The sequence below is a fragment of the Streptomyces sp. 378 genome, assembly GCF_030124145.1.
In the GTDB taxonomy this organism is placed as follows: domain Bacteria; phylum Actinomycetota; class Actinomycetes; order Streptomycetales; family Streptomycetaceae; genus Streptomyces.
Map to the genome: position 1 here is coordinate 52,815 of NZ_JASKMS010000030.1, position 19,481 is coordinate 72,295.

Sequence of the window (19,481 nt, forward strand, 5' to 3'; positions counted from 1 at the left end):
GAGAGGTTCGGTGGCCGTCGCTGGGGACCACGGTGGTTCAGGTGGTGGTCTGCTGCAGCCGGCGCAGCGAGTGGACCAACTGGTCCACCTCCTGTGGCGTGTTGTAGAGGGCTAGGGAGGCGCGCGCTGCGTCCTCCAGTCCGTAGTGGCGCAGGGCGGGCTGGGCGCAGTGGTGGCCGGCTCGGATGGCGATCCCGTCCCGGTCGAGCCAGTCGGCGATCTCCGTCGGGTGGTGCCCGGCGAGGGTGAAGGTCAGGACGGCGACTCTGCCGGGCGCGGAGCCGAGGATCTCCAGGCTTGGGAGGGTGGTCAGAGCCTGCTGGGCGTAGCTGATCAGATCCGCCTCGTATGTAGCAACGGCCTCGCGGTCGAAGGAGGTCAGCCAGTTCAGGGCTGCCAGCAGCCCGATGACTCCTGCGATGTGGCCGGTGCCGGCTTCGAATCGGTGTGGGACGGGTGCGTAGGTGGTCCGTCCGAAGTCCACCGATTCGATCATGTTGCCGCCACCTTGCCAGGGCCGCATGCCTTGCAGGACTTCCGGCTTGGCGTACAGCGCTCCGATGCCGGTGGGAGCGAACACCTTGTGCCCGGAGAAGGTGTAGAAGTCGGCGTCCAGGTCCTGGACATCCACCGGGAAGTGAGCGATCGCCTGGGCCCCGTCCACCAGTACTTTGGCGCTGTGGCGGTGGGCCAGTGCCGTCATCTCCCTCACCGGGGGCACGGTGCCCAGGACGTTGGATGCGTGGCTGAGTGCGACGAGCTGGGTACGGAAGGAGAGCAGGTCGGCGTAGGCGTGCTGGTCGATCTGTCCGTCCGGCAGGAGCGGAATGGGCACCACCCGGGCCCGCCGCTCCTTGGCGATCTGCTGCCAGGGCACGATGTTGGAGTGGTGCTCCAGCGCGGAGACGAGAATCTCGTCGCCGGGGCCGAGGTTGTCCCGCCCCCAGCTCTGTGCCACGAGGTTGATCGCTTCGGTGGTGCCGCGGACGAAGACGACGCTGTCCGGTGCGGGCGCACCGAGCAGGCGGGCGACCGCGGCACGGCCCTCCTCATAGAGGTCGGTGGCTTCCCGTGCCATGGTGTGCGCACCACGGTGGATGTTGGAGTTGGCGCCGGCGTAGTAGGCGCTCAACGCCTCGATGACCTGGCGGGGCTTTTGTGTGGTGGCGCCGTTGTCCAGCCAGACCAGGGGATGCCCGTTGACCGTACGGTGCAGGACGGGAATGTCTTGGCGCGCCATGTCCGGGGAGAAGACGCCGTGCTGGCTGCGGGCCACGCGCGGTTGCTCCGCAGAGGCTTGGGCGGAAGACGTCCGACCCGCCATGGCTGCCGGGGTGGCATGCCCGGCGGGGGCGGTTGAGGCTGTCTGTGCAGGCATGGCCTGGACGGTATGCGCCGTATGGCCGGACTCGGTGACCCGCCGTGGCGGGGCGGTCGGTAGGGGATTGCCTCCCGGCCCGGCGGGGCCGGGCTGCCCGGCCGGGGCGGCGGGTTCTGTGGAGGCGGGTGGGGCCGGATACCCGGCTGGGGCCACCGGAGCCGTATGCGCTCGGGAGGGCTTGGGGGTTTTGCGCCCCGCAGGCTCAGGAGTAGTCATGGTACTTGGACACCTCGACGTTCTGGAGTACGGCGGTGGCGTCCTCCACCAGGACTGCGGCGTTGAAGTAGGCCGTCATCAGGTATGAGTTGATGCCCTTTTGGTCCATGCCCATGTTCCGCATGGCCAGGCCCGGTTCCACCTCGTCGGCCACCTTCGACGGGCGCAGCCCCACCACGCCCTGCTCGGCTTCCCCTAGCCGCATCAGCAGGATCTCGGTTGTACCCATGCCGGCCCGGCCCGAGAAACGCACCTTGTCCGAGGGCAACATGGGCACGCCGCGCCAGGTCAGCAGCGGGCTGCCGAACCGGGTGTCCATCAGCGGGGGCACTCCCCGCCGGGTACATTCCCGCGCGAAGGCGGCGATCGCCCGGGGATGAGCGAGGAAGTACGCCGGATGCTTCCAGACCCTGATCAGCAGCTCGTCCAAGTCGTCCGGGGTGGGCGCCCCCGTGCGCGCCTGCACGCGCTGCCCGGGAGCGACGTTGTGGAACAGTCCGAATTCCGGGTGGTTGAGCATCATCGCCTCTTGGCGCTCGCGCAGCGCCTGGATGGTCAGATCGGCCTGGGACCGGGTCTGGTCCATGGGCTCGTTGTAGAGGTCGGCGACGCGGCTGTGCACGCGCAGCACGGTCTGGGCCAGAGTCATGTGGTACTCGCGCGGGGTGTCCTCGTACTCGACGTACGTTCCCGGCAGGTCCGGCTCGCCCACATGACCCGAGGCCAGTTCCACCGGCACCTCAGAGCCCGGCTCGGGCGCGCCGTCAGCGGTGTAGTGCTCCAGCGCTGCTCGCAGTTGTTCGTCGCGGTCGGTGAGCCGGGACAGCTCACCGCGGCCCAGACACAGTGCCACACCGGGGGTCAGCGCCTTGACGTGGTGGGGCATGGGCGCGCTGCGGGTCCAGGATGCGGGGTCGAAGAACTGGCCGTCGCCGATGACCTCCAGTACGGCTTCATCGCCATAGCGGCCCGTGACCCGCTTCTCCGCCTTGCCGTGCACGATCACCCACAGCTGCTCGCAGGGCTCGTCCTCCGTGGCCAGGACCTGCCCGGGCTCGAAGGCGACGGTGGTGAACGAGCCGGCCAGTTCGGTGAGCAGGGCGGAATCAGCTTCCCGCAGGTAGGGCAGCTCACGCAGATCCTCTGCGACGATGCGGGGGGTGCCGTTCTCGCTGTAGCTACTGATGCGGTCGTCACCCAGGACGAAGGTACGGCGGCGGTTCACACGGTAGACACCGGACTCGACGTCCACCCACGGCAACGCACGCAGCAGATAGCGCGGAGTGATCGCCCGCATCTGCGGCCGGGTCTTGGTGGTGGTGGCCAACTGCCGTGCGGCATCGGGGCTGAGGCTCTGCTGGTAGTCATTCATCGTGACCTCCTGGCCGGACTGCGGGGATCCGTGCACCGCCACGATCACCGGTGCGATCACCCGGCCACAACCGGGCATGTGCCTCCGTCAGTCCTGAACTCTTCGAACGGTGAACGGAAATACCTCTCCCGTACACGCACACCCACCCTCCAGGCACGCCTGCCACCAAATGCCGATAAACGCGACAGTCGCCAGAAAAACAGCGAAGGCGCCCCGCCCGGACAGTAATTTTTTCAACCTGCACAATCGACCGGATTTAATCGATCCGATAAAGATTGAATTCATCTAATTACATCTCGCGTTCGCGCCCTTCTTGGCGGCTAGCTGGCCGCGGGGCGCGTGGCGCTCAGGGGCGCTCGGATAGCGCTCGCTGAGTGGTGGAGGCGCTTCTGCACGCCCTATGCACTGTACTGCGGCGAAGGAAAGGATCTAGGAAATGCCGGGGTCTCCGGCAGATGGCATGTGCCGACGGTGCCGCAGGCTCGGTCGGCGTGAGCGAGAGGACGGGCATCGTGAGCCACCCGCACAACGATGGGGTCAGCACCTTCACGGCAGCGCAGCTGAGCCGGGTCGCCCAGCACGGCATCTACACGTCACCCACGTCGCTCGACCCAGCCGCCACTCACCTTGCCGAGGCGCTGATCGCCACCCTGGACGGCACGGCTGAACAGCCGGTGCTGCCTCCTGACCTGCAGAGGGTGGTGGAGCAGGTTCAGCAGAGGGCGAGCATCGGCTTTCCCCAGATCGCTGCCGAAGACGGGGTGCGGCTGTCGGCGCACACGATCAAACTGAACACGGACGAGCCCCGTCCGGTGGTGATCGTGCCGTCGGGCTGGACGCCGTTCGGCTGGGGCCTGTTCGAGTACACCTACCTCCAGTTGGCGCTGCGCGGCTACCACGTACTGGCCTACACCCCTCGTGGGCTCGGCCTCACGATGTCCGTGCCCGGTAAGGGCTACGTGGATGGCCCGTTCACCTCCGGGGGGACGATCGACGTGGCCGGGCCCAAGGACTGGGCCGATGGCTCGACCGTCATCGACTACGCGCAGCAGCACTTCAATCCCAGCCGGATCGCCTTCCTAGGCGAGTCGTACGGTTCGGGGATCAGCCAGTTGGTCGCGGCGCACGATCCCAAGGGGCGTGTGGCCGCGGTCGTGGCCCTGAGCACGTGGGGCGACCTGGCGGCGAGTCTCTACCAGTACGACACCCGGCATCTGGCGGCGGTGACCGCCCTGGTCAAGTTCACCGGTGGTCCGGTCGAGCGGAAGTTCGACGCGGCCACCCAGCAGATCCTGGCGGACTTCCAGGCCGGCCGGAACCTCGACAAGGTCGTGGAGTGGGGCCAGGAGCGGGCGCCGTCATGTTACGCCGACACGACCAACGCCCGCGCCGTTCCCACGTTCTTCTCCAACACCTGGCACGAGACGTTGTTCGCAGCCAACCAGGTCATCGAGCACTTCAACGGCCTGACCGTGCCCAAGCACCTGAACCTGTGGATCGGCGACCACGCCGCACCCGAGGGCGCCGGTCTGACCATCCCGTTCAGCGGGCCGAACCTGCCGGTCGAGGAGGCGTTCGCCTGGCTGGACCACCACGTGCTCGGGATCGACAACGAGGTGCCCACCTGGTCCCCGGTCACCAGCCAGATCATGTTCACGTACGAGACCCGGACCGATCCGCAGACCGGAAACACCGAGATCGTCACACCGGCTGCCCGCGAGTCCAGCCCGTCCTGGCAGGACGTCACCACCGACACGGAGCTGTGGTATCTGAAGGCCACCGCATCGGAAGAGGGTGACGGCGGTCTGGGCAGGGAACCGGAAACGGGCTGGGAGCGGGAGTTCACCGCCGGGCAGCCGACCGAGGCCAAGGCAGCGGACGCCGTCATGACGAGCGGCCAGGCCGAATGGAACGGCACCCCGAAGATCTACGTCACGGAGAAGTTCGACCGACAGAACCTCGCGGTCTGGACGAGCGATCCGATCCCGGCCGGCAGTCAGGGTGGCGTGGCCCGCCGGATCCGCGGCATCTGTGAGCTCACGCTGTCCGTGCGCAGCACGGCCCCCTCCACGACCCTGGTGGCCTACCTGTTCGACGTCGGCCCGGACAGCATGGCCCGCATCATCACCCACGAGCCCCTCACCCTCACCGGCCTGGCACCCGACCAGGACCGCAATGCCACCTGGAAGCTGCAGGCCGCCGGCTACGACCTGCCCCCGGACCACCGGCTGATGCTGGTCGTCACCAGCAGGGACGACCTCTACTCGTTCGCGAGCGTCGACGGCAGCACCACAACGATCACCTCCCCCCACGGCAGCGCCGCAAGCCTGGCGTTGCCCCTGGGCTGACCTGGTCCCCCGGGAAGGGGCGGCCCTCGCGCCCGCCCCCTTCCAGGCCCAGCACCCAGGGCACCGTCACGTAGTCTCCCGGGCGATTACCTCAGGGTGGCGCATGTCCATACCCGCCCAGGCTGCTGATCGGGCCCCGTACCGGTGGTCGGGGGAGTCGCCTCTGCCGCCACGTCCGTCCTCGGCCCCGCCACCGCATCGTTGTCGGTGACGTTCACCGCAGCTCGCTCCGACCAGGCCCGGGAAGTCATGTCCGGTTTGGGGTCGTTGGTGATCCTGTGGGTGGCGGTGTTGTAGCGGAGGTACCGGCTGCTGCGGAAGATGTACAGGTCCGTGCTGCTGCCGGGGATCGCCGGTTCCAGACCGTCCTCGCCATCGACGAACACCAGCATCAGCTCGGCGGGTGTCAGCAACCCCAACGCGCTCTCGCCCAACCGGCCGCCCCGGCCCGTCCACCGCACCTGCCCTGCGCGGGTGACCTCCCGCATGACCCGCAGCTCATGACCACTGCTTGCGGAACCGAAGTCGACCTGTTGCCTCCGTCTTTCTGGAGGAGAGCGAACTCTGTCCCGGCCGCGCTGAGCGGCCGAAGCGACCAACGGCTGGTGGGGGAGGGCGGTGATCATGCCCCGGACCAACCACGCTGCCTTCCGAGGGCATGCGCGTGCGCCTCGTCGAGGAGCTGGCGCAGTACGGAGGAGGTCGGTGCCACGGCTGTAGCGAGCAGAGCCGGCCCCTCGGCCAGCGGCGCGAGGAGGGCGCACCCGCCCTTGGAGTGCTCTCGGAGCAGGACGGGCTCCGGGCGGGCGTCCAGGCCGGGGCCGACGAGCAGAAGCTGGCCGACGGCGCGGTTGCCGTTCAGGACGGCCGGGCCGTCCCAGCCGGGTTCCGGGCTGCCGTAAGCCGTGTGCTGGTCGAGCAGCGTGCGTCCAGCACGGCGGACCAGAATCCGGCTGACGAGGTGTCCTGGTTCCTCGTCGGCCCTGCCCAGGAGCTGCTCTTCCCGCAGGACCAGCTGTGCGGTGGCGTCGAGTTCAACGGTGTAGCTCTGGCGCAGGTTGCTGCCCGCGGCGCTGATCAGCGGCTGCGGCAGCCAGCGCAGGATGGCGTGCTCTGCGACGGAGAGCCGTACGTCGTAGGTGGCCGGGGCGGTGGTGGGGCCGCGCAGGGCGAGCGTGGCGGCGGCCGTGGTGACCTCCAGTTCGGCCCGGTCCTCGGCGGTGATGTCGAGGGACAGCCGGTCGCCGCCGAGCGGGGCGCTCATCGCGCCGATGATCCCCACCGTGGCCGCGTTGCCGTCGCTGCGCAGGCGCCGCAGGTGGAAAGGACCGTCGCTGCGCAACTGCGGGAGGGTGGTGACGCGTCCGTTGTGCGCGGCGCGGATCCGGGCCGTGGCACGTACACCGTCTGGGTGGCCGGCCGGCTCCTGCGCGCCGGGTGGGGGATTGCTGACGTCGGACGTGGCTCGGGTGGAGGCAAGTCGGGTGGCGGGGCTCATACGGTTGCCCCGGCGCGCCACCGGGTGAGGTGGCCGGTCACCCAGTCGGCGACTTCGTGGATGCCGTCGTCGGAGGTGAGGCTGGTGAAGATGACGGGAAGGTCGCCGCGTTGTCGTTTCGCGTCGGCGGCCATGGCGTCCAGGTCGGCGCCGACGTACGGGGCGAGGTCGGTCTTGTTGACGAGGAGGAGGTCGGCGGTGGTGATGCCGGGGCCGCCCTTGCGGGGGATGTCGTCGCCGCTGGCCACGTCAATGACGAAAATCTGTACGTCGACGAGGCCCTTGGAGAAGGTGGCGGTCAGGTTGTCACCACCGGACTCGACGAGCACCAGGTCGAGGGGGTGGAGGGTCTCTTCCAGGTGCTCGACGGCTTCCAGGTTGGCGGAGATGTCGTCGCGGATCGCGGTGTGCGGGCAGGCGCCGGTCTCGACGGCGGTGATCCGCTCGGGCGGCAGGACGGCTTCGCGCAGCAGGTACTCGGCGTCCTCGCGGGTGTAGATGTCATTGGTGACAGCGGCGATGCACCAGCGGTCGCGCAGCGTGCGGCAGAGCGCGGCGACGGTCGCGGTCTTGCCGGAGCCGACAGGCCCGCCCAGGCCGACGCGCAGGGCGCGACGGCTGCCGTCGGGCCGGGTCGCCGAAGCGCCGGGAATGTGCTGGTGAGGCAGCGAGTGGTCGAGGTGCATGGCAACTCCGTTGCGAAGCGCAGTCGATCGGGTGGTGGTCAGGAGGCGAAGAGCCGGACGGTCCAGGCGGCATGCTGCTCCGCGGTGATGTCCAGCAGGGGGGAGGAGGCCGACGGCAGGGCGTCGATGCCCTCGGTCAGGGCGAGGGTCGCAGCGTCGGCCGCGGCTGACGCGACGTCGTCGGTTTCCGGGCCGAGGCGGGCCAGCAGCCCCGAGGCGTCGAGCGGGTTGAGGCTCAGCAGGCGCACGGCTGCGGTGGCCGGGCCACCGATGTTCTCGTACGCGGCCGCATAGGCGGCATCCACCGGGTCGAGCCCGGCGGCGCGTGCGGCGAGCCCCAGGACGATGGGCTGGTGAGCGCCCTGGGGTCGCGCGGCGGCCAGGTGCTCGAGTTCGGCCGAGGGAAAGGTGGCACGAGCCGCCCGCATCATCTGCCGGCCGAGCTTGCGGGCGACGGCACGCAGTGCGGGGACGGGGGTGCGGGCGTCGGCGGCCTCATCAAGCAGCAGCGGATCGTGTCCGCCGGCGGCGGCCGCGGCCAGCCCGGCCGTCGTCAGACCGGTGGTGTGCAGACGCCCGCGGCAGAACGCCTCCAGGCCGGCGATGTCGTGGACGGCTCCGTGGGCGACCGCGGCCTCGACGCCGCCGGAGTGGGCATGCCCACCGGCGGGAAAACGGCCGTCGGCCAGAAGGAGCAGGGCTGCGCGACTCATCGGCGAGCGGCTGCCTTTCGCAGGAGAGGGGGTGACGAGGTGGCCGGGACTGACAACCGGGCCCGGCCGCCAAGGCGGCGCGGCGGCCGGGCCCGGTGGTGGGTCAGAAGAGGAAGTACCGCTGTGCCAGCGGAACTTCGCTGACGTAGGAGCGCGGCACGGTCACACCGTTGAGTTCGGTGCGGGCGTCGCTCGTCGTCGCACCGCCGATGGTGACCTCGAAGCTGTTGTGGTCGACTTCGAGGCTTTCGGGCACCGTGTCGTTCAGCTTCATGTCGGTCTTCTTGACGCTCCGGGTGTCGGAGATCTCGACGAACTTCTTGCGGAGTCCGAGCCCCTCCGTCTTCGCGTCCGTGACCTTCTTGCTGCTGTCCTGGGTGATGACGAACCGGGTGTTCAGCCTGTCGGCCACGCCCGGGGCGGCGAAGTTCACCGAGTTGCTCCCCGGGGCGCGCCCGGTGGACCCCCAGACGGGGCGCGGCAGGTAGGGCTGCGGCGTCGTGATGGAAGCGTTGGCGTCGCCGACCTGGGCGTAGGCGAGCTGGCCGCCCTTGAGGACCATGTGCGTCTTGACGCCGAAGAACTTCGGCTCCCACAGCACCAGGTCCGCCAGCCTCCCCGGCTCCACGGAACCGACGTGACCGGCGATGCCGTGCGTGATCGACGGGTTGACCGTGTACTTGGCGACGTACCGGCGCGCCCGGTAGTTGTCGTTGGGCGTCCGCCTGTCCTCGCTGAAGGAGTGCTTTTTGTCCTTGTTGTCCTTGTGGATCGTTCGGACTTTCGCGCTCCGCAGGTCTTCGGGCAGTGGGCCGTAGCGGCACTTCATGACGTGCGCGGTCTGCCAGGTGCGCATGATCATCTCGCCGATGCGGCCCATCGCCTGGGCGTCCGAGGACATCATCGAGATGGCACCCATGTCGTGCAGGAGGTCCTCCGCCGCCATGGTGGAGGGCCGGATGCGGGAATCCGCGAAGGCCATGTCCGCCGGGATGTCCGGGTTGAGGTGGTGGCAGACGACCATCATGTCGACGTGCTCCTTGACGGTGTTCACCGTGAAGGGCCGGGTGGGGTTGGTCGATGCGGGCAGGACGTTCGGCTCTTTGACCAGCTCGATCATGTCCGGGGCGTGGCCTCCTCCGGCGCCCTCGACATGAAAGATGTGGATGGATCGCTTCTTGAAAGCGGCCTTGGTGCTTTCCAGGAAGCCGGACTCGTTGAGGGAGTCGGCGTGCAGGGCGAGCTGGATCTTGCGCTTCTCACAGACTGCCAGCGCCTTGTCGATCACCGCGGGCGTGGCACCCCAGTCCTCGTGAATCTTGAAGCCGATGACACCCGCGTCCACCTGCTCGTTCAGGGCTTCTACGTTCATCGTGCTGCCCTTGCCGAGCAGACCGATGTTGACCGGGTACTCGTCCAGAGCCTCGAAGAGCCGGGTGATGTGCCACTCGCCCGGGGTCACGGTGGTGGCGGTGCTGCCCTCGGCGGGGCCGGTGCCGCCGCCGATGAGCGTGGTCACGCCCGAAGCCAGGGCTTCGTGGATCTCCCCGGGGCAGATGAAGTGAACGTGGGTGTCCACACCACCCGCCGTGAGGATCCGGCCGTTGCCGGAGATGACCTCGGTGCTCGGGCCGACCACGAAGTTCGTCGCCGTCACCGGCAGCCGCTCGCCGGCCTGTTCACGAGCGGATTTCTCGAACGCCGAGACCGGGTCCATCGTCTCGGGGTTGTACGCCTTGCCGATGGCATGAACTTTGCCGTCTCTGATGCCGACGTCGGCCTTGACCACACCCCACCAGTCGAGGATCAGCGCCCCCGTGATGACCGTGTCCACGGGAACGCGATCCTTTTTGCCGCCCCCGTCCCTCGGGATGTGGGACATGCCCATCGACTCCCGGATCACCTTCCCGCCACCGAAGATCATCTCGTTGCCGCTGTTCTCCGGTCCGCCGCTCCAGTCGGCTTCGATCTCGACGGTGAGATCGGTGTCGGCGAGGCGGACTCGGTCTCTGGTGGTGGGCCCGTACAGAGTGGCGTAGTCCGCCCGCTTCAGCACATTGCTCTGCCTCTGCTGGCCCGTCTGCCCCGGCTGGCTACTCATCGGACGATCCCCTTGCGCAGTCCCTGGATCTTGCGGGTGTCGTTCTTGGCGTCGCCCTCGATCTTCACCAGTTCAACGCAGCACACATCTCCTGGTTCGAATCTCACGGATGTGCCTGCGGCGATGTTGAGCCGGCGCCCCTTCGCCTCAGGGCAGTCCTTGAGCGGCTGGTTGGTCACGGACGTGCCAACGGGGTTCTCGACCACCTCAAGGCCGGGGTTGGCTTCGGCGAAGTGGTAGTGGGAGCCGACCTGGACGGGACGGTCGGACGTGTTCCTGACTTTGATCGTCTTCTTGTCGCCCTGCAGGTGCTCGTTGAACGCGATGGCCTCATGCCAGGACGCGGCGTCCTCGCATGCATCGCAACAGGCGGACGAGTCGGTGCCGTCGCAGTCGACCGGGCACTTCGGGCTGCGCGCCGGCTGAGGGTGTTCGACCTTGCCCGGGTAGACCTTGGGCTCCTTGGTTGCCTCGGGGATGGGGTCGTGGATCGTGACCAGCTTGGTGCCGTCCGGGAAGGTGGCCTCCACCTGGACGTTTTTGATCATCTCCGGGACGCCGTCCATCACGTCGTCTCGGGTGAGGACCCGTCGGCCCGAGTCCATGATGTCGCTGACCGTCTTACCGTCGCGAGCCGCCTCGAAGACGTGAACGGTCAGCAGGGCCATGGTCTCGGGGTAGTTGAGAGGCAGCCCCCGGTCGCGGCGCTTGCCTGCCACGTCGGCCGCGACGTGAATCAGCAAGCGCTCCTGCTCATGCGGAGTCAAATGCACGATGAGCCAATCCTGTTGATCGGACGGTGGTGCGTGCGACCGGGCATGCCGAGGGGCGCGGACCACGCTCTCTGGACGCGGCGACGGGCGCTCTCCGATCATCAGCGGGACGAGAATGGCGAGACGGCCGAACAGCGGATGACCCACACCATCCGGTGAATCCGTGCACCACGCCGTTTTCAACGCGCCGGACAGGGAGACGCGGTGCCGGAGAGTGGGCGAATCCCGCAAGTCGAGTAGCTCCTGGCTCTCTGCCGATGAGGCATCGCCTACCGGCTTCCGCACCGACCACCCCCACCCAACTGATCCACGCCTGAGTCCCCGCTCTCGACCAGATGCGACGTCTTCGCAAGCGGGCTGGAGAGGCCGCCGCACTCCGGTGCGGTGACATCGGCCGACGTCCGGGGAGATCCTCCCGCGCACGGCATGGCCTTCCCGGGCGCGAATCGTTCCTGCGGTGAAGGCGTTGGGCCGTACGGGTGAAGTGCGGCCACTCGTCTCTCCGCAGGGCGTGCGAGGACCGGTAGAACCCGGAGGTGTTCCGTCGTGCTGAAGGGTGGTCGTGATGAGCCGAGGCTTGATCGTCGTGGATGTGCAGAACGACTTCTGTGAAGGAGGCAGTATTCCCGTCGCGGGCGGTGCGCGGATCGCGACCAAGATCGCCGAACTGGTCGAGCAGAGCGCGGGTGGTGAGTACCAGTACATCGTTGCCACCCGCGACCACCACATCGATCCGGGAGGCCACTTCTCCGAGACCCCCGATTTCCAGGACAGCTTCCCCGTCCACTGCGTGGCCGGAGACCAGGGCGGCGAATTCCACCCCAATTTCGTACCCGCCGTCGCCGGTGGCAAGGTCGACGCCGTCTTCTTCAAGGGCGCGCACAGCGCATCCAAGAGCGGCTTCGAAGGTGCCGATGAACAGGGCACCCCTCTGGCCGACTGGCTGCGTGCCCGCGGGGTCGAGGACGTCGACGTGGTGGGCATCGCCACGGACCACTGTGTCCGCGCGACCGCGCTGGACGCCGTCGCGGCGGGGTTCCGGGCTCGGGTTCGCCTGGACTACGCGGTCGGGGTCGCACCCGACACCATTGCCGCGGCCGTCGAGGACTTCCGCCAGACAGGCGTCGCCGTATCCGGAGACGTACCCGCGCAGTAATTCCCGTCACCGGCGCGGGCCGGCGCCATCACGTCATGCGCTCTTCGATCACCCGAGGTACAAGGGGGCGCGACGAGGCCCTGTTCGACCTAGCTTGATCTTTAACCTCGGGGTCCGAACGACTGCTCGTACTTGATCACTCGGAATGGTAACTGCCGTACATGCAGGCGGCCTTCGGCTGAGCATGTGATCCGACCAAGGAACACACAACGCCCAGCACGAAGGCCGTGGGGATGAGTCTGCTGCATCACGCCGTCCGGCAGGATCCGTTTGCGGAACTGTCACGCTTCCGGGGTGAGTTCTACTCCTGTCTGACCAGGCGTGCGGATGCGTTGTTCGAACTCGCGGATGCGGTGCTGTGTGCGGATGGTCCGGTCCGGTCGCTGGTGGAGCTGTCGCTGGTTGGTGAGCACCGGCGCGGGCACGGCGGGCTCTACGACGCCCTGTCCGCAGGCCGGGTCGAGGTGGCCCGGCTTCGGCGGGCCCTGGCGGCGGTGCCGCTGCCGCGGGCAGCGGACGGCCGGCTGGTGCTGGCCGCCGACTTGACCTGCTGGCTGCGGCCCGACGCGCACACCTCACCGCAGCGGATCCTGTGTCACACCTACGGGCGGGGCAAGGACCAGCACATTCCCGTTCCCGGTTGGCCGTACTCGGTGATCTGCGCGCTGGAGACCGGACGCACTTCCTGGACCGCACCGCTGGACGCGCTGCGTCTGGCACCAGGAGACGACGCCGCCACGGTCACGGCCGGGCAGATGCGGGAACTGGTCGAGCGGCTGATCTCAGCCGGGCAGTGGAAGGACGGCGACCCGGAGATCCTGATCGTGGTGGATGCCGGATACGACGTGCCTCGCCTGGCCTTCCTGCTGAAGGATCTGCCGGTGCAGGTGCTGGGCCGGATGCGTTCGGACCGTGTCCTGCGCCGCGCGGTCCCACCTCGCGAGCCCGGTGTCCGGGGGCGCCCGCCCCGCCATGGCGGCGAGTTCGTCTTCGGTGACCCTGCCACCTGGGGCGCACCCGACGCGCAGACGGTGACCGCAACCCGTCTCTACGGGACCGCCACCGCACGGGCCTGGGATCGCCTCCATCCGCGACTGACCCACCGCTCTGCCTGGACTTCCCAGCTGGGTGCCCTGCCGGTGATCGAGGGCACCGTGATCCGTCTGCAGGTCGAGCATCTGCCCAGCGGTGCGACACCGAAGCCGGTCTGGCTGTGGTGGTCGGGCACCGACGCCACCACCGCCGACGTCGACCGTCTGTGGCAGGCGTTTCTGCGGCGCTTCGATATCGAGCACACCTTCCGGCTGTTCAAGCAGACACTGGGCTGGACCTGCCCGAAAATCCGCACCCCTCAGGCAGCTGACCGGTGGACCTGGCTGATCTTCGCCGCCTTCACCCAGCTCCGGCTTGCCCGCCCACTGGCGGCAGATCTCCGGCGGCCGTGGGAGAAGCCGACCCCGCCCGACAGGCTCACCCCCGCACGAGTCCGCCGCGACTTTCGGCACCTCCGCCCGAAGACCGCCTGCCCAGCCGGAGCACCGAAAACGTCCCGCCCTGGCCCAGGCCGGCCAGCCGGGAGCAAAAACACCCGACCGACCCCACGCCACGACGTGCACACGGTCGGCAAACCAGGCTCCTCGAAGCCACGCACGAAGAAGTCAGCGACCCCACGCCCCCGCCGCACAGGTTAAAGATCAAGCTAGGGCGTGTCCGCAAATCGCAATTGCACCGGTACAAAGGCCGGGTACCGCTTCGGTGGTCCGCCCGACGGCACCGGTCATCGCGCGTTCTCGGCCGGGCGTGCGTGGCTGTGCTGCTTCCCCCTGGTGTGATCGTAACGACCACAGAAGAGGAGAAGCCGATGGCCTTGACAGCCGACAGCCGCGCGGGTCGGCCTTCCCGATGCCTGGCGGTGACGCATACCGGAAGGCCGGCGATGTCGATCTGCCTGGCAGTCTGGCAGCCTGGCCGGGATGCAGAAATCCCTGTTCTGACGGCGCCGCAGGCAGGGGCAACCCTCGCCGACCGGGCGCATATCGGTACGGCCGTGCCGTACTGTGGCCGGTTGTCGCGATGGCCGAGCCGCTGGCGAACTTCGCCCTGGGACGGGCTCCGCTCACCGCGCCGGATCTGGTCCTGGCCGGGTCCGCCGGGTACTTCCCTGGTCTCCTGCCGACCCCCGTGCGCACAGCAGCTCGTGCTCGAGCGTCCCGGCCACGGCCGCGGCGCCCACCAGGCAGCCGCCGTCACCGCGAGGACGTGCGGATGACGTTGCAGGAGCTGTACCTCATGTTGCTGGTCGGCGGCACGGTGCTGCTGGCCAGCATCGCCGCCGCACGCGCTGCTCACCGGCTGGGGCTGCCCAGTCTGCTGCTGTTCCTCGCGGTCGGTGTCATCGCCGGTGAGGACGTCATCGGTCTGGACTTCGACGATGCCCAGCTCGCCCAGTCGCTGGGCAACGCCGCCCTTGCCGTCATCCTCATCGAAGGCGGCCTGTCCACCCAGTGGGCGGACGTGAAGCGCCTGGTAGCACCCGCCGGAGTGCTCGCCACCGCGGGCGTGGCCGTCTCGGTCGCGGTCACCGCCGCAGGAGCCCACTGGCTGCTGGGCATGGACTGGAACCTGGCTCTGCTTTTGGGGGCGATCGTCTCCTCCACCGACGCCGCCGCCGTCTTCGCCGTCCTGCGCACGCTGCCGCTGCCGCAGAAGGTCACCGGCCTGGTCGAGGCCGAGTCCGGCTTCAACGACGCCCCCACCATCATCCTGGTGCTGGTCTTCTCCACCGCCGGCGACCTGCCCGACCCGGCGCACATCCTCGGCAACGTGCTCTTCCAGCTGGCCGCCGGCGCCGCAATCGGCCTGCTGACCGGCCGGGTAGGCGCCGCCGCCCTGCGGCACATCGCCCTGCCCGCCACCGGGCTGTATCCACTGGCGACCGTCGGCTTCGGCATCATCGCCTTCGCCGCCGCCGGAGCAGTGGGCGCCAGCGGCATCATCGCCGCCTACCTTGCCGGACTCGTCCTGGGAAACACCCAGCTGCCGCACCGCGCCGCCACCCGCTCCTTCGCCGAAGGCGCGGGCTGGCTCGCCCAGATCGGCCTGTTTGTCATGCTGGGTCTGCTGGTCACCCCCAGCGAACTGCCCGCCGCCGTTCTTCCGGCTCTCGCGGCCGGCCTGATCCTGCTGCTGGCCGCTCGGCCCATCTCCGTGCTGGCCTGCTTGCTGCCCTTCCGCATCCCCTGGCGCGAACAGGCGTTCATCTCCTGGGCCGGGCTGCGCGGCGCCGTCCCGATTGTGCTCGCCACCTACCCCATCGTCTCGGGCATCGCCGGTGCGCGCGACCTGCTCAACATCGTGTTCGTCCTGGTGGTCCTCTTCACCCTCATCCAGGGCCCCGCCCTGCCTGCCGCCGCCCGATGGCTGGGCCTGACCCGCCTCGGCGCGCTGCGCGAGATCGAGGTGGAGACCGCACCACTGGACATCCTGGACGCCGACCTGCTCACCGTCACCGTCCCACAAGGCTCCCGCCTGGCCGGGGTGGCCGTCTTCGAATTGCGCCTGCCCCCGCCCACCGCCCTGACACTGATCGTCCGGGAAGGCACCACCATCGTCCCCACCCAGGACACCATGCTGCGAACCGGGGACGAACTGCTCCTGATCACAACCCCCCAGGTACGCGAGGCCGCCGAACGGCGGCTGCGCGCGATCGGCCGGCGCGGCAAACTCGCCCGCTGGCTCGGCGAGCACGGCCACCCCGGCCCGGCAGGCCCCGCCCGCCATGGCTAGAGGGCCCCTCCAAGGTGCCACGAGCTGGGCCAATGGTGTGACGCCCTCGGCGCTGACGTTGTCATGGGCGTTGATCGCGCGTTGTGCGGGATGGCCGTCAGCTCGGCGACGACGGCCCTCGCCGCCCTGGCACTGGCGGAAGACGTTCAGGCCGGGCCCTGTCCCGGGCGCCCGATGGGGGTGAGGATGATCGGTTCGGAGAGACCGGCGTGGACTCCCGCCGCGGGGAGCGGCTGCCAAGTGCTGCGTGACCAGCTGGTCGAGGCGATCAATGTGATCCGCTGTCAGGCGGCAGGGATATCGCAGCTGGGCCAGGCCATCGGTCCCGTGGAAGAGGGGCCAGTGACCGCGGTGACAGGTTCAGAGCAGTCGGTGGCGGCCGTGGAGCGGTAGAGCGACAGCAGCGGACAGCACAAGGCCGGACGACAGCGCTGGCAATGAACGCGAACACGCTCACCGACGTTGCATGCAGCACACGGTGCGCACGAAGCCCTGGAACGCTATGGCAGGGCCCCGGGGGTTCTCGCGCTGGCAGCATTGTAACACACGGTGCGCCACCGCGCATGACATGCGCACTACGCCATTCGGCCCCATCCTGAAAAGCGGCACCATCGGCTCCACAGGCCGACCATCCCACGGGAGGTCCTGTGATACTGCTCGTTCTGCTTGTGCCCGCCCTGATGATGGCGCTTCTCTTTGCCATGGACGCTCTCGAGGAGTTCCTCTTCCCCCGTTTGACAGCGGCAGGTGACGTGCGACCTCCGGCCGACGGCATACATGTGCGCTCCCCTGACAGCGTCTACGTCGAGGAACCACGGGTTAACCGTGAGGCTGGGCCGCCGCCTGAGGTAGGAAGTCGGTAGCGCAAGAAGAGATATGAGTCCCGTCGGCGGGCGCTGATCAGGTCCGTCCACGTCGGCTGGTTCGGTAGCAGTTCGAGTCCGGAGATCACCCCGGGTCGGGATGTGCCAGCCCGGCCGGCGAGCACTGGGGAGGTCGTGAGGAACAGCTCGTCCAGCAGGCCCTCGCCGAGGAGGTGGCCGATGAGCTGCGGTCCGCCTTCGGTGAGCACCGCGGTGTGTCCCTGGGCGTGGAGAGCCGCGAGGACGTCGGCCATACGGAGAGCGGATCCTTCGACCGCGGTCAGTATCGCGCAGGTTGGCGGCAGGCGTACCTCCAGTCGGCGGGCGCCGTCCGCGGTGGTGGCCACAAGCGCGCCCGACTGCAGCGCTGGGTGCTCGGTGGGCACATCGCCACTCGCGGTGACCACAACCAGTTGCGGTCTTGTGGCGCGTTTCAGGCTGTGCCGTAGCTCGCGGAAGTCGGGTGCAGCTTGCGGACAGACGTGGTCGGGGGTCCACAGGTGGCGGGATGTGGCTCGGAGTGTGCCGGCCCCGATGAGTACCGCGTCGGCGCATGCGCGCAGCAGTCCCATGACGAAGCGGTCCGCGGGTTCACGCCCGCTGATCGCCGAGCCGGAGGAGGGGTATTCGGGACCGAGGGCTACCACTCCGTCAAGGGAGGCGACGAAGTTCGCGTACACGCACGGCGTCGTGAAGCCCAGGTCGCCGCCGTACGCCGTGGCGAGCGTTGCAGGCAGACCGAAGCTGGGCTGTCCGGCCTCCTCGTACAGCAACTCCAGTGGCTCCAGCGAGCCGGTCTGTGTTCCGGCGACGGGGGGTGCGGTGCTGCGCTCAGCCATGTCCGGCCAGGCCCCGTTGGCCGCACAACGTGAAGAATTCTCCCCGCAGTTGTGGATCCTCGTCGTAGGTGCCACGCCAGTGGGTGGTACGGGTGCTGGACTCGATCTCCCGTACGCCGCGCATCTGCGTGCACAGATGCACCGCTTCCAAATGGACTGCGACGCCGTGTGGCAGCAGGATCTGCTGCAGCGATCCGGCGAGTTGGCGGCCGATGCGCTCTTGCACGGAGAAGCGGCGGGCGAACAGCCGCACCAGCCTGGTCAGTTTGGACAGGCCGAGGATGTGCTCGTGTGCGATGTACCCGACGTACGCCTTACCGAAGAACGGCAGAGCGTGGTGCTCACAGAGGGCGAAGAACGGGATCGGCCCCTCGACGATCTGGCTGATCCGGCAGTCCGACCCGCCGTGGCATTCGGTCTCGAAGGCGGTGACCAGCTTTTCGTCGTGGCGTCGAAGAGGGCGCGCAGGAAGCGACGAGGTGTGTCGGCCGTGGCCGCTGACCCGACGGCCAAGCCCAGTGCCTCGAAGATCTCCTTGAGGTGGTCCTCGAACCGCTGCCACTCCTCGGGGGTGATCTGCCGCGGAGACACGGCAGCCCACTCGATCTCATCCGTAACGGGCACGAGGCTCTCGCCGACCAGCCCAGCGACGGGCGGCGGACCGTTCATCTGCGGCAGCTGATCGTTCATAAGCAGCCTCAAGACGCGACGACATCTCATGAGAGTCGGTCACAGCCATTATCGACCGGTTTCTGCATGGGCGCTGACCGAGAGCGCGATGCCCCCGCGCCAGCGACGTGAGGCGACGAGCGCATCCCGGGGCCGTGTGTGCTTCCCGCTGTCAGCTCCGCAGCAACTCGGCGAGTACCTCGGCTTCGCTGATCTCGGGATGCTTGGTTGCGGTGAGTAGCGTCAACGGCCGGTCCTGGGCGAGGTCGCGCAGGTGCGCCAGAGCGTCTACGTGTTCGGGATCGTTGAGCTCCGTCCGGTAGCGACGGCTGAATTCCGCGAAATGGTCGGGGTCGTGGCTGTACCACTTGCGTAGTTCCGTGGAGGGGGCGACCTGTTTGCACAACTCGTCGAGGTGGGCCTTGTCCTTGGTCATCCCTCGGGGCCAGACCCGGTCGACCAGCACTCTCACGCCGTCAGTCTGCGCCGGAGCCTCGTAGACGCGGCGCACCTGTACCGTCCCGCGCCCAGCCATGGGAGGACCTCCCTCCCGTGTCACACGTAGTAACGAGAGATAATCTCAAGTCGCGCCACTTCGTCCGGCCCCGGATAGGCCACCAGCACCGGCAGACCGCTGGGATCCCGGCCCTCGAGGAGGGTGAAGCCGTCACCGTGCCGGGTGTCCACACGGTTGGACCGGGCTCTGAGCACGCGTTCGCACCGCTGGAAGTCGTCGGCACCCTCCGCTGTCCAGATGACGTACTGGGCGCCGGCGTGGCCCACCGGGTGCTGGGCTTTCGGGCCCACGGCGCGAAGGTACACCTGGAAGCCGCTATGGCCCACGAGCAGCGCGGCAGTGGCCGTGCGGACCGTGACCTCCATGTTCAGCAGCTCTCGGTAGAAGTCAGCCGATGCGTCGTGGTCGTGGACGAACACCACTACCGAGGCAAGCCGCGGCCCGCGTGCATCCGGTCCGCTGCTGGTCGGTTCGGAATCCGCCGGAAGCGGCGCAGGATGCGGGCCGCTGGGAGCCGCGTCATGTGAATGTGCCATGGGGACCTTTCCGCCTTCTCCCGCGAT

The 19,481-nt window shown here is 68.5% G+C and carries 17 protein-coding genes and 1 pseudogene; 5 read left to right on the forward strand and 13 right to left on the reverse strand.

The window, feature by feature from the left end:
• Positions 1-37 precede the first annotated feature (37 nt).
• Both QNO09_RS31315 and QNO09_RS31320 read right to left on the reverse strand, forming a co-directional pair.
• Positions 38-1,276, reverse strand: a complete 1,239-nt coding sequence (locus tag QNO09_RS31315) for a SufS family cysteine desulfurase (protein ID WP_349636998.1) — start codon at positions 1,274-1,276, stop codon at positions 38-40.
• 307 nt (positions 1,277-1,583) lie between these two features.
• Entirely contained in the window at positions 1,584-2,969 is a 1,386-nt protein-coding gene (locus tag QNO09_RS31320; RefSeq protein WP_283973621.1) for a family 2B encapsulin nanocompartment shell protein, read from the reverse strand.
• Between the two features lie 491 nt (positions 2,970-3,460).
• On the opposite strand from QNO09_RS31320, the gene QNO09_RS31325 reads away from it, so the two are divergent.
• The gene (locus QNO09_RS31325) at positions 3,461-5,317 is read left to right on the forward strand and encodes an alpha/beta fold hydrolase (protein WP_283973622.1); all 1,857 of its coding nucleotides are present in this window, start codon (positions 3,461-3,463) and stop codon (positions 5,315-5,317) included.
• Positions 5,318-5,403: 86 nt separating this feature from the next.
• Here QNO09_RS31325 and QNO09_RS31330 read toward each other — a convergent pair whose 3' ends face one another.
• The 7 genes and pseudogenes from QNO09_RS31330 to QNO09_RS39770 form a co-directional block, all read right to left on the reverse strand.
• Positions 5,404-5,805: a hypothetical protein gene (locus QNO09_RS31330; RefSeq protein ID WP_283973623.1), complete on the reverse strand. Its 402-nt coding sequence runs from the start codon at positions 5,803-5,805 to the stop codon at positions 5,404-5,406.
• A 134-nt stretch (positions 5,806-5,939) separates the two neighbouring features.
• Positions 5,940-6,815 carry an urease accessory protein UreD gene (locus QNO09_RS31335; protein ID WP_283973624.1) on the reverse strand — a complete coding sequence of 292 codons (876 nt, stop codon included), beginning with the start codon at positions 6,813-6,815 and terminating at the stop codon, positions 5,940-5,942.
• Positions 6,812-7,501: an urease accessory protein UreG gene (gene ureG / locus QNO09_RS31340; protein ID WP_283973625.1), complete on the reverse strand. Its 690-nt coding sequence runs from the start codon at positions 7,499-7,501 to the stop codon at positions 6,812-6,814. Before ureG ends, QNO09_RS31335 begins: the two co-directional genes overlap by 4 nt.
• Before the next feature lie 38 nt (positions 7,502-7,539).
• Positions 7,540-8,214 (reverse strand): urease accessory protein UreF, encoded by a 675-nt coding sequence (locus QNO09_RS31345; RefSeq protein WP_283973626.1) that lies wholly within the window; start codon positions 8,212-8,214, stop codon positions 7,540-7,542.
• Between the two features lie 103 nt (positions 8,215-8,317).
• Complete coding sequence (locus tag QNO09_RS31350; protein ID WP_283973627.1) at positions 8,318-10,315, reverse strand: urease subunit alpha; 1,998 nt, start codon at positions 10,313-10,315, stop codon at positions 8,318-8,320.
• Positions 10,312-10,815 carry an urease subunit beta gene (locus QNO09_RS39765; protein WP_349637001.1) on the reverse strand — a complete coding sequence of 168 codons (504 nt, stop codon included), beginning with the start codon at positions 10,813-10,815 and terminating at the stop codon, positions 10,312-10,314. The genes QNO09_RS31350 and QNO09_RS39765 overlap by 4 nt, the downstream gene beginning before the upstream one ends.
• Positions 10,792-11,088, reverse strand: a pseudogene (locus QNO09_RS39770) (urease subunit gamma); the annotation flags it as partial. The gene QNO09_RS39765 and the pseudogene QNO09_RS39770, both read right to left, overlap by 24 nt.
• A 565-nt stretch (positions 11,089-11,653) precedes the next feature.
• On the opposite strand from QNO09_RS39770, the gene QNO09_RS31360 reads away from it, so the two are divergent.
• The 4 genes from QNO09_RS31360 (at position 11,654) to QNO09_RS31375 (ending at position 16,423) form a co-directional block, all read left to right on the forward strand.
• On the forward strand, positions 11,654-12,244 hold the full coding sequence (locus tag QNO09_RS31360) for an isochorismatase family protein (protein ID WP_283973629.1): 591 nt from the start codon (positions 11,654-11,656) through the stop codon (positions 12,242-12,244).
• A gap of 233 nt (positions 12,245-12,477) precedes the next feature.
• Positions 12,478-13,935: an NF041680 family putative transposase gene (locus QNO09_RS31365; RefSeq protein WP_283973630.1), complete on the forward strand. Its 1,458-nt coding sequence runs from the start codon at positions 12,478-12,480 to the stop codon at positions 13,933-13,935.
• A 574-nt stretch (positions 13,936-14,509) separates the two neighbouring features.
• On the forward strand, positions 14,510-16,030 hold the full coding sequence (locus tag QNO09_RS31370; RefSeq protein ID WP_283973631.1) for a potassium/proton antiporter: 1,521 nt from the start codon (positions 14,510-14,512) through the stop codon (positions 16,028-16,030).
• Positions 16,031-16,270: 240 nt separating this feature from the next.
• Positions 16,271-16,423 (forward strand): hypothetical protein, encoded by a 153-nt coding sequence (locus QNO09_RS31375; RefSeq protein ID WP_283973632.1) that lies wholly within the window; start codon positions 16,271-16,273, stop codon positions 16,421-16,423.
• A gap of 406 nt (positions 16,424-16,829) precedes the next feature.
• Here QNO09_RS31375 and QNO09_RS31380 read toward each other — a convergent pair whose 3' ends face one another.
• The 4 genes from QNO09_RS31380 to QNO09_RS31395 form a co-directional block, all read right to left on the reverse strand.
• Positions 16,830-17,732 carry a RibD family protein gene (locus tag QNO09_RS31380; protein ID WP_283973633.1) on the reverse strand — a complete coding sequence of 301 codons (903 nt, stop codon included), beginning with the start codon at positions 17,730-17,732 and terminating at the stop codon, positions 16,830-16,832.
• On the reverse strand, positions 17,725-18,294 hold the full coding sequence (gene folE, locus QNO09_RS31385) for a GTP cyclohydrolase I (RefSeq protein WP_283973634.1): 570 nt from the start codon (positions 18,292-18,294) through the stop codon (positions 17,725-17,727). Before folE ends, QNO09_RS31380 begins: the two co-directional genes overlap by 8 nt.
• A 279-nt stretch (positions 18,295-18,573) precedes the next feature.
• On the reverse strand, positions 18,574-18,936 hold the full coding sequence (locus QNO09_RS31390) for a DUF488 domain-containing protein (protein ID WP_283973635.1): 363 nt from the start codon (positions 18,934-18,936) through the stop codon (positions 18,574-18,576).
• A 20-nt stretch (positions 18,937-18,956) separates the two neighbouring features.
• Complete coding sequence (locus QNO09_RS31395; protein ID WP_349636999.1) at positions 18,957-19,454, reverse strand: VOC family protein; 498 nt, start codon at positions 19,452-19,454, stop codon at positions 18,957-18,959.
• Positions 19,455-19,481: the final 27 nt, after the last annotated feature.

What these genes read in the sequence shown, in the direction of transcription:
- QNO09_RS31370 (WP_283973631.1), top strand. Translation starts at nt 14,510, where the DNA reads ATGACGTTGCAGGAGCTGTACCTCATGTTGCTGGTCGGCGGCACGGTG.
- QNO09_RS31360 (WP_283973629.1), top strand. Translation starts at nt 11,654, where the DNA reads ATGAGCCGAGGCTTGATCGTCGTGGATGTGCAGAACGACTTCTGTGAA.
- QNO09_RS31345 (WP_283973626.1), bottom strand. Translation starts at nt 8,214, where the DNA reads ATGAGTCGCGCAGCCCTGCTCCTTCTGGCCGACGGCCGTTTTCCCGCC.
- QNO09_RS31335 (WP_283973624.1), bottom strand. Translation starts at nt 6,815, where the DNA reads ATGAGCCCCGCCACCCGACTTGCCTCCACCCGAGCCACGTCCGACGTC.
- QNO09_RS31330 (WP_283973623.1), bottom strand. Translation starts at nt 5,805, where the DNA reads ATGCGGGAGGTCACCCGCGCAGGGCAGGTGCGGTGGACGGGCCGGGGC.
- QNO09_RS31395 (WP_349636999.1), bottom strand. Translation starts at nt 19,454, where the DNA reads ATGGCACATTCACATGACGCGGCTCCCAGCGGCCCGCATCCTGCGCCG.
- QNO09_RS31350 (WP_283973627.1), bottom strand. Translation starts at nt 10,315, where the DNA reads ATGAGTAGCCAGCCGGGGCAGACGGGCCAGCAGAGGCAGAGCAATGTG.
- QNO09_RS31365 (WP_283973630.1), top strand. Translation starts at nt 12,478, where the DNA reads ATGAGTCTGCTGCATCACGCCGTCCGGCAGGATCCGTTTGCGGAACTG.
- QNO09_RS31320 (WP_283973621.1), bottom strand. Translation starts at nt 2,969, where the DNA reads ATGAATGACTACCAGCAGAGCCTCAGCCCCGATGCCGCACGGCAGTTG.
- QNO09_RS31390 (WP_283973635.1), bottom strand. Translation starts at nt 18,936, where the DNA reads ATGGCTGGGCGCGGGACGGTACAGGTGCGCCGCGTCTACGAGGCTCCG.
- QNO09_RS31380 (WP_283973633.1), bottom strand. Translation starts at nt 17,732, where the DNA reads ATGGCTGAGCGCAGCACCGCACCCCCCGTCGCCGGAACACAGACCGGC.
- ureG (WP_283973625.1), bottom strand. Translation starts at nt 7,501, where the DNA reads ATGCACCTCGACCACTCGCTGCCTCACCAGCACATTCCCGGCGCTTCG.